General features: G+C 45.9%; 6 protein-coding genes. 5 read left to right on the plus strand and 1 reads right to left on the minus strand.

The annotated features are described in order from the left end of the window. Positions 1 to 209 precede the first annotated feature (209 nt). The 4 genes from L6R44_RS24755 to L6R44_RS24770 all read left to right on the plus strand — a co-directional run bounded on the left by L6R44_RS24755 (position 210) and on the right by L6R44_RS24770 (position 2,202). On the plus strand, positions 210 to 893 hold the full coding sequence (locus L6R44_RS24755; RefSeq protein WP_061716037.1) for a hypothetical protein: 684 nt from the start codon (positions 210 to 212) through the stop codon (positions 891 to 893). Continuing rightward, positions 886 to 1,233, plus strand: a complete 348-nt coding sequence (locus tag L6R44_RS24760; protein ID WP_237425693.1) for a hypothetical protein — start codon at positions 886 to 888, stop codon at positions 1,231 to 1,233. The genes L6R44_RS24755 and L6R44_RS24760 overlap by 8 nt, the downstream gene beginning before the upstream one ends. Positions 1,234 to 1,235: 2 nt before the next feature. Next, a complete protein-coding gene (locus L6R44_RS24765; protein ID WP_237425694.1) occupies positions 1,236 to 1,715 on the plus strand; it encodes an Hcp family type VI secretion system effector in 480 nt (159 codons plus the stop codon). A gap of 115 nt (positions 1,716 to 1,830) precedes the next feature. Next, complete coding sequence (locus tag L6R44_RS24770; protein WP_061716040.1) at positions 1,831 to 2,202, plus strand: hypothetical protein; 372 nt, start codon at positions 1,831 to 1,833, stop codon at positions 2,200 to 2,202. Between the two features lie 74 nt (positions 2,203 to 2,276). Here the strand turns inward: L6R44_RS24770 and L6R44_RS24775 are convergent, their stop codons facing one another. Then, positions 2,277 to 2,750, minus strand: coding sequence for a SymE family type I addiction module toxin (locus L6R44_RS24775; RefSeq protein ID WP_237425695.1), 474 nt, complete (start codon positions 2,748 to 2,750; stop codon positions 2,277 to 2,279). Positions 2,751 to 3,051: 301 nt separating this feature from the next. Between L6R44_RS24775 and L6R44_RS24780 the strand changes: the two genes are divergently transcribed. Beyond that, positions 3,052 to 3,921 (plus strand): phosphorothioated DNA-binding restriction endonuclease, encoded by an 870-nt coding sequence (locus L6R44_RS24780; protein WP_237425696.1) that lies wholly within the window; start codon positions 3,052 to 3,054, stop codon positions 3,919 to 3,921. The last annotated feature ends 149 nt before the right edge of the window (positions 3,922 to 4,070 follow it).

Consider the following 4,070-nt stretch of genomic DNA (forward strand, 5'->3'; position numbering starts at 1 on the left):
CGGCCCCGGCGGGCTGGCGGCGCCGGTGTTTAGTTAAAGTCTATTTAGCGGTGGAGTGCGGGGAAATGGCATGAAGCCGCTGATTATCTCATTAAAGATAAAATTCATACCTATAACAATTCTTAATTTCTTGTTTAGATAAAATAAATTGCTTCAGTCACATTAATATTACATTGATAAATCCTTTATTGCGCATTTAAAGGATTATTATGGCCGATGTAGAAGATATAGCCCGGAGATTATGCGACATAATAGCTTCTCCTGATACAGTTACTGGGCTTATAAATGGAGGGCTATCTGTACCGCTAGATTATGGATATCTGGTTTATGGTATCTTTGACACGGATACCAGGTATGCTCGTGAAACTCAAAGAATACGAATGCTCACTGCCATAAAAAACGACATTTTGAATTACGAGAACATTGTCAATGCAGTTAAAGCCATATTCGAAGCGTTCAACAGATATTTAACTGAGGCGGAGCAGGATAAAATATACAGATCTGTAATGACTTCAATCGCAGGTAGAGTATCAACCAATATTATTGCATCTACTATCGCGAAACATGTTATTGAAAGAACGTCCTTCACGTTTGTTGTTTTCAAAGGGAAAAAAAACCCAATCACGGCACTGAGCACACTCTTTTTGTTTGGGGGAATGGCTGAACGATCAATCAGAACATCTGACAGACTCAAAGCCGAAGCCCCAGAGGTATATCAACTTCTGAGACCAAGAGACTATGACTTACTTTATTTTCTGTTCGCTGATGCCGTCCAGCCTTTCGTAGATGCTATCCATGCAGGTTATTCAGAAGGAAAGCCTGTATTTAATCAGATCATGAAGAAAGTTAATGAAAAACTAACTGCATACACTACGGCAGGCGCGTATGAGTAAGTTTATCATCCCCATTATAAACCTGTTTCTTTGCTCATATTTAGTTTTAGCCTATATCCTTAGCTGGGTTGAATTCGAAACCTGGAATGATAAAACAATCGCCTTTTGCATAATTACCATAAGCGCTTACATTATTTCATTAGTAATGAATAAATTACTGCCAGGAAAGATACGTATTTTTGGCGGGATCCTGGATGTGTTATCAGGTCCCTTACTGATCATCGGTGCATTTGCTTGTATAGCTGTCCTTGAACCATGGCCGCTGAAAATTATTGGCTTATTCATATGGGTCGTGGCGATGTTGCACCTACCTTCTTTTGTAAATATAGATGAGGAATAATTATGTCAAATCCAGCGTATCTTTGGTTAACCGATGCTAATGGCTCACCCGTCGTAGGAGGTTCCATGGTGTCCGGCCGGTTTGGTGCTATTGAATTAAAGGCAATCGCTCATCACCTCACCATTCCTGTGAGTGAAAATACAGGCCGACTAACAGGTACCCGCGTACATACACCGATTGCCGTTCAGAAAGAGTTTGATAAAACGACACCGGTTCTCATCAGGGCACTGTGTGAAAACCAAACACTGAAATCGGCTACGATAAAAATGTACCAAATTGATGATGCAGGAATCGAGAGAGAATATTTCAACATTATCCTGGAGAATGTAAAAATCACGGGTATCACGCCAAATCTGTTCCCGGGTTCTGGAACAGGAACGCATACAGAGACGATCGAGCTAAGATATGAGGCAATCACCTGGAAACACTGTGACGGGAATATCGTTTACAGAGATGCCTGGAATCATATGGCGATAGCCTGAACCGACTTTAACATTTCTCGGGCCGAGGTAACGTTGTGCTTGTCGGTCCGACCAAGCGGAGCGCCGCCGGGAAGCGCTGGCGATTATTTCTACCGCCTTAAAGGAGAGCATCATTATGGAACCCACACTCTCTCAAGTCATTGAGGTTGTTCGAAACTCCTCAGGTGAGCATCGTAAACCTATCGATAGCAATACGTTGATTGAGGCCGATTTGCATATTTGCGGTATCGACGGCGAAGACCTGCTGGAAGACTGCGAAGAAGCGTTTGGCGTTCAGCTTGCCACGGAAGAAGATGGCTACAGGAAAACGTTCTCTCTCGCAGAGAATGAGTATCTGTTTACGGGTGAAGGCATAGACTTTTTTGGCATCTGTCGGTTTATCCGCTGGATACGTGGCATACCCGAACCTGTTATATGTGATTTAACCGTCGGCAAACTTCACGCTGCGCTGGTTAAGGCGGTGAAAGAGCAGGTTAAGCACGATTGATTTTTACATAAAACGGGCATGAGATGACATGCCCGTTTTATTGCTTCAAGGGTTACATTAGATGGGAAGCACAGTTACTCCGACATCGCCTGCCCTGTTCCACGCTTAACAGCCGGTATATCGCCTGTATCATTCAGCGCTCCCGGAAACGTCTTCAGCCACTGGGCGACTTTCTGCTTATTGATATTCACCACGCTCATACCTTCCAGGCATCCCCATAATTCTCTTGTATGTTGTGGCGTAATCACAATACAGTCTTTCATGGCGCGGATTTTTACGGGCATGCCGTCGATAAAGCCCGCACGGGTTAACCACTCGCCGCCCAGCAGAAGGTATTTCATATCTATGCGGGAATAAAGTTCGCAGCAAGCGGCACTGTCCTGCGGCGTCTCCGCGCGGGGATGGACGGGGGCCGCGTTGAGCTGGTTGCCGTGAAGTCGGCGGGCGCTGTTTTTGCGTACCAGCTCGCGGTTTTCAATCACGCCGGTGAAAGCGTCTGATTCTGTTTTGCAAACAGTAAACTCTGGCTTAAAATTCGTTGCAGCCATTTTCAACTCCCTATAAGTTGGTTGTGGTTAGCGGTATGGGGGTGTTGCAGCACCTTCATATCGCGAATTCTCTCTTTAAATATTCCTTGATACTTCCTTTGCCGTTCGGCGTAATTTCTGGTGCTCATTATACCGTGCTGAATATAAACACAGCGGTTTGGCGTGGGGTAAATTTGGAATTTGCGAGGGGGGTTCAGGAAAAAAGTTCGTGTGCGGTAAGATCATGTTTTTGCTGATTGTGGGTTGATTGGTCTGGGTTTTGCGAGCATCATCGCAATTATTTACCTTCTTCCGTAACGCGATGGCTTCCAGCAAAACTCTCGAACAGGCAGTTGCCGATATCACCATCTGGCGCAAAGGCGAACAGCGTGCGCCGCATAAGCCTTTATTGCTTCTGTACGTGCTGGCGAACTATCAGCAGGGGCATGCGCGACTGTTTGATTATGGAACCGAGGTTCACGAGCAGTTGCTTAGCCTGTTAGAACGCTTTGGCCCACAGAGGAAGGCGCATTACCCGAATATGCCTTTCTGGCGGCTCAAAGGGGATGGATTTTGGGATCTGAAGAATACTGAGTTCTGTTCGACCATTGGCAGTAAGCAACCGCCTGTTAAAGAACTTGTGGAACATAACGTCGCAGGCGGGTTTGATGAAGAACACTTTGCGCTGCTAAGTAAGAACAAAAACCTGATCGGCTCGCTGGCGCAGCAGATCCTTGAAGCGCACTTTCCTGAAAGCATTCAGGAAGAGCTCGCGGATGAGATGGGTTTTGATATCCAGCAGATCCGTAAGGTTCGCGATCCGTTGTTCCGTCAGCAGGTTCTGCGTGCTTACAACTACGAGTGTGCGATCTGCGGATTCAACATGCGGCATGATAACGCCTCAGTAGGACTCGAAGCCGCGCATATTAAGTGGAAGCAGTTTGGCGGGCCGTGTGAGATCCCGAACGGACTGGCGCTGTGTGCGATTCATCATAAGGCGTTTGATAAAGGATCTATTGGGCTGGATGAGAGTATGCGGGTGCTGGTGTCAGAGGCGGTGAATGGGAATGGGATCGTTGGGCGGTTGTTCTGGGATTTTGCAGGGAAGCAGATTGCTTTGCCGATGGTGAAAGGGAATTATCCAAGGGAGGGGTTTGTGGAGTGGCATAGGAAGGAGGTGTTTAAAGAATGAGTGCGAAGGCCGGACTCTAACATATGTCGCAACTCCATGATTTAAAAGAGTTAATAAAAAATACTTTCATTTTGAGCCTGTACATAAGATTGTGTAATTGCCTGATTTTGATATGTTCAATCCAACATCAAAAGCAGGTTACTTTATGG

Source organism: Enterobacter cloacae complex sp. ECC445 (genome assembly GCF_021892025.1).
GTDB classification, from domain to species: domain Bacteria; phylum Pseudomonadota; class Gammaproteobacteria; order Enterobacterales; family Enterobacteriaceae; genus Enterobacter; species Enterobacter chengduensis.

What these genes read in the sequence shown, in the direction of transcription:
- L6R44_RS24755 (WP_061716037.1), top strand. Translation starts at nt 210, where the DNA reads ATGGCCGATGTAGAAGATATAGCCCGGAGATTATGCGACATAATAGCT.
- L6R44_RS24760 (WP_237425693.1), top strand. Translation starts at nt 886, where the DNA reads ATGAGTAAGTTTATCATCCCCATTATAAACCTGTTTCTTTGCTCATAT.
- L6R44_RS24765 (WP_237425694.1), top strand. Translation starts at nt 1,236, where the DNA reads ATGTCAAATCCAGCGTATCTTTGGTTAACCGATGCTAATGGCTCACCC.
- L6R44_RS24770 (WP_061716040.1), top strand. Translation starts at nt 1,831, where the DNA reads ATGGAACCCACACTCTCTCAAGTCATTGAGGTTGTTCGAAACTCCTCA.
- L6R44_RS24775 (WP_237425695.1), bottom strand. Translation starts at nt 2,750, where the DNA reads ATGGCTGCAACGAATTTTAAGCCAGAGTTTACTGTTTGCAAAACAGAA.
- L6R44_RS24780 (WP_237425696.1), top strand. Translation starts at nt 3,052, where the DNA reads ATGGCTTCCAGCAAAACTCTCGAACAGGCAGTTGCCGATATCACCATC.